This is a genomic window from Halapricum sp. CBA1109, from assembly GCF_009741825.1.
Lineage (GTDB): Archaea > Halobacteriota > Halobacteria > Halobacteriales > Haloarculaceae > Halapricum.
Map to the genome: position 1 here is coordinate 1 of NZ_WPCA01000192.1, position 4,184 is coordinate 4,184.

At 68.7% G+C, this 4,184-nt stretch carries 4 protein-coding genes and 1 pseudogene; 2 read left to right on the top strand and 3 right to left on the bottom strand.

What is annotated here, in order from left to right:
• Positions 1–67: 67 nt before the first annotated feature.
• The gene (locus tag GJ629_RS14775; protein ID WP_157513707.1) at positions 68–448 is read left to right on the top strand and encodes a hypothetical protein; all 381 of its coding nucleotides are present in this window, start codon (positions 68–70) and stop codon (positions 446–448) included.
• Positions 449–631: 183 nt separating this feature from the next.
• Here GJ629_RS14775 and GJ629_RS14780 read toward each other — a convergent pair whose 3' ends face one another.
• Entirely contained in the window at positions 632–1,147 is a 516-nt protein-coding gene (locus tag GJ629_RS14780; RefSeq protein WP_157513708.1) for a metallophosphoesterase, read from the bottom strand.
• A 78-nt stretch (positions 1,148–1,225) separates the two neighbouring features.
• Between GJ629_RS14780 and GJ629_RS14785 the strand changes: the two genes are divergently transcribed.
• Positions 1,226–2,194: a cation diffusion facilitator family transporter gene (locus GJ629_RS14785; RefSeq protein WP_157513709.1), complete on the top strand. Its 969-nt coding sequence runs from the start codon at positions 1,226–1,228 to the stop codon at positions 2,192–2,194.
• A 32-nt stretch (positions 2,195–2,226) separates the two neighbouring features.
• Here GJ629_RS14785 and GJ629_RS14790 read toward each other — a convergent pair whose 3' ends face one another.
• Positions 2,227–3,282 carry an aminotransferase class I/II-fold pyridoxal phosphate-dependent enzyme gene (locus GJ629_RS14790; protein ID WP_197428650.1) on the bottom strand — a complete coding sequence of 352 codons (1,056 nt, stop codon included), beginning with the start codon at positions 3,280–3,282 and terminating at the stop codon, positions 2,227–2,229.
• Between the two features lie 31 nt (positions 3,283–3,313).
• Positions 3,314–4,184: pseudogene (locus tag GJ629_RS14795) on the bottom strand (AarF/ABC1/UbiB kinase family protein); the annotation flags it as partial.

Sequence of the window (4,184 nt, forward strand, 5' to 3'; positions counted from 1 at the left end):
GTGACACGGACGCCGGCACGGGCGGGACGGGCGGGGCCGAGGCGACGCCCGAGCCAACGGCGTCGACGTGCAGGCGGAACCGACGACGGGGACCGAGGGGACGGAGGTGTTCAGCTACAACGCCACAGACGGGACGTACACGGCCGAGAGCGGCCGCGTCTCGATAGAGAACGGGACGCTGTACACGAAAAACGGCACCGTCGTCAGCGACGGCGGGACCTACGTCCTGAACGGGACGGCGACGGAGAACGCCACCACCGCCGCCGAGACGACGGCCGAGGCGGCCAACGCGACGACGACGCCGTCGGCGACCGACGCGGCGGCGACCACGACCACCGAAGCCGCAAACCAAGCCGCCAGCGCGGGCATCGAACCGGGACTGCTCTTTTTCGCCGGTGGGATGGTCGTACTGGCCCTGTGGCTGACGGTCTGGTACGCCCGCCGGTAGCTGAAATACGTCTTTGTCCTTCCGGTGGCGGTTTTTCATACCCCTCCGTAGGCGTATTCGCGCCGCCCGATTCGGCCCGCTTCCGAACCCCATTGCCCACCACGGGCCGACACATCGGCGCACCCCGCTTCGGCCTTCCCCTCGTCGGTCGTACCTATGGTGGGGTACGACGACCCACTGTTCTCAGTACGTCGCCGACGCCAATCGCTCCCCCGACGGCGTGTATATTGTCACTGTCCCGTCGTCGAGTTCGGCGTGTCCCGGTCGGTACCGCCGCGGATCGGCGTGGCTGCCGGGATTGAGTAGCAGTCGACCCTCAAGTCGGTCGATTCCCGGCCGGTGGCTGTGGCCGACTGCGATCACGTCGGCCGCCGCCTCCCGGGCGAGCAGTCCGAGCCCCGTGTCGTCCCGGCGGTGGCCGTGCGCGAGGACGATAGTCGCGCCCTCGTACTCGACGGTCGCCGTCTCGGGCAGGCGGTCGGAAAGCGCCGGCGACTCGTTGTTCCCGGCGACGGCGGTCAACGGTGCCGTCCCGTCAGGTGTGTCGGCCCCCGACTCCGCGGCGAGCGCCTCGTACACGGCCTCCGTCGTGAAGTCGCCGAGGTGACACACCCGGTCGGCGGTGCGGACGGCCTCGCGGGTCCGGCCCTCCAGTCGGTGTCCGTCTGTCCCGTGGGTGTCCCCGAGTATCGCGAGCATACCGTCCGTTGGCCCGCGGGGTACAATTCCTGTCCGATCCGGAACGGTTTTGCACCTCCCCTCGGCACTCCTGCCCATATGGCCGGCAACAGCAAAGGGGTCGTGATCGCTGCGCTCATCGCCAACGGGGCGATAGCGATCCTGAAGTTCATCGGATTCACACTCACGGGGAGTCCGGCGATGCTCTCGGAGACGTATCACTCGGTGTCGGACACGGGGAATCAGGTGTTTCTGCTGATCGGGATCCGGTACAGCAACCGCGACGCCGACCGCAGACACCCCTTCGGCTACGGGAAGGCCCAGTTCTTCTATGCCTTCCTCGTCAGCGTCCTCCTGTTCGGTATCGCGGGGTGGGAGTCGGCGAAACACGGTCTCGACGCCATTCTAGATCCGCACCCGCCGGGAACCGGTGTCGCCGAAGTGCCGTTCACTGCCCTCGAAATCCCCGGCATCTACGTCAACTACGGCGTGTTGATCGGCGCGATCATCTTCGAAATATACGCCCTCTACAAGGCCAATCAGGAACTCACGCGACAGATCGACGCCAACGACTGGTCGGGCTACCGCGAGGCGTTCCGCAAGACCAGCGACGTGACGACGCTGACGGCCTTCACCGAGGACACCATCGCGATGGCCGGCGCGGGCATCGCGCTGTTCGGCGTCTTCCTCAGCCGACAGACCGGCGAACCGCTGTTCGACGCCGTCGCCTCGTTTCTCATCGGTCTGATGCTGATGGGCTTCGCTATCGCGCTGGCGTGGCAGAACAAGCGCCTCCTCCTCGGCGAAAGCCTCCCCAGCGAGGACGAGTCGGAGTTACACGACATCATCGCCGGCGCGGAGGGCGTCGCCGACGTGGTCGACTTCCGGACGGTCTTTTTCGGCCCGGGTCGACTGGTCGTCACCGCCGACGTGGCCTTCGAGGACGGCGTCGCCACCGAGCGGATGGACGGCTACATCACCGATATCGAGGCGTCCCTGAAGGCCCACGACAGCGCGGTCAAGACCGTCTACATCGAACCCGAGGACGTCTCGGAGACGGCGGCCTGACCGGGTCGATCACCGGCCGCGCTCGCCCCGTTTCAGGCGTGGCGGTCGAGGAACTCGCCGAGGCGGTCCAGCCCCGTCGCCAGCGTCTCGGGGTCGACGCCGAAGCCGATACGGAAGTGGTCTCGCACGCCGACCGCGTCACCGGGAGCGAACAACACACTGGTCTCCCGGAGGAGTTGCCGACAGAACGCCCCGCCGGAGGCGAAGCCCTCCGGGACCGCCGGGAACCCGACGGCACCGGCCGGGTCGTGCCAGTCGAGTCCGGCCGCGTCCAGTGTTGCCGCCACCGTCGCCCGGTTCTCCTCGACGAGCGCTCTGTTGTCGTCCAGCAGTTCGTCCTCTCGGTCGAGGGCCTGTCTCGCCACGTGTGTATCGAGCGCGCTCGGGCCCCCGGTGGTGTAGTCCCGCCAGTGCCGGGCGGCCGAGACGACGGCCGGCGGGCCGGCGATCCACCCGAGGTTGTCGAGTCCGAACGCCACCGAGAGGTCGCCGGTGGCGAGGCCGCGCGGTCCGAGGGCGGCCGCGCTCGGCGGCGGGTCCGACAGCAGGCCGCGGCCGCGCTCGTCACAGCAGAGGTAGGCGTCGGCGTCGGCCGCCAACTCGTACAGCGCCTCGACCGTCGCGCCGTCGAGACGGCGACCGGTCGGGTCGACGGGGTTGGCGGCGAGTATCAGTCCCGTCTCCGGGCGCGTCGCCTCGGCGACGGCGTCGAGGTCGACCCCCCAGTCCGGCGGCGAGGCCGCGACTGTCGTCACGTCGCCGAGCATCCCCGACAGCGCCTCGGCCGGTTGGGTCGTCGGCGTGAGGACGACGGCGTGCTGATCGGCGTCCAGCAGCGAGAGCAACGAGAGCAGCGTCGCCTCCCGCGCCCCGGTGGTCAAAAGCACCTCCTCGCCGCGGCGGTCGTACCGCGAGGCGAGCGTCGACCGGACCGCTCGCTCGTCGTCGGTCCCCGGGCCGAACGCCGCCGCCGAGAGGTCGAACGTCCCGGTCGATGGCGGTCTGACGCCGTCACGGCCAAGCACTATCTCGGCGTCGGGAGCGAATCGGGCGAACCAGCGGTCGAGTTCGGCGGCGTCTATCTGCACGCCGTCGGCTCCGTGCGCCGGCGTGAAAAGCCTAGCTGCCCTCGTCCTCGGGGTCGAACCCGAGCGACGGCGTCGTCGCGGCCTCGTTGTCGGCATCGTCCTGCCGACGGCGCATCTCCTGACGCGTGAACTGCGGTGTCGTCCGGATGCCACGCTGCTTGCGGAACGACCGGTAGAGCAGGCCACTCACGACCACAGTACCGAGGAGCGTGACCGCAATGGGGAGTATCGCCGCCCCGGTGGCGTAGAGAATCGTCGTCGAGACGAGGCCGCTGGCGAGCAACAGGCCGTATATCACCCGGGCTGCCAGCGTGTCGAACAGGGAGTTCGAGTCCTCGATGTCCGCCCGGACGGCGATGTCGTCGCGGTCGATGCGGTCAAGCGCCCGTTCGAGTTTCGGCGGGATGCGGACCGACGAGCGGGCGGCGTCCTGAAACTCGGTCGCCCGGTCGTCGATGAACTGGCGGACGCCCTCCTCGAAGTAGCCCGCCTCGCGGAGGTAGTCCGTCGCCACCGAGATGAAGTCGAAGTCGGGGTCGAGCGTGACGCAGACGCCCTCGACGACGGTGGCGACCCGGAGGACCAGCGCGAGGTTGGCGGGCAGTCGGAGCGGGAACTCGTAGATGGTGTCCTCGACCTGTTGGATGATCTGCTGGACGCGGTACTGCTCGATGTCCTCCCCGCGGGCGTCGGCGATGGCCAGTTCCATCACGTCGGCCATCACCTGGCGGTCGGCCTCCGGGGAGAGCGTCCCCATCTCGATGAGGGCGTCGAGGATGGCGTCGATGTCCTGGTCGGCGACGGCGGCGTAGAACTCGACAATCTTGTCCTGAATGAACGGGTCGACGCGGCCGCTCATCCCGAAGTCGTAGAACACCAGCGTCCCGTCGTCCTGCACCGCG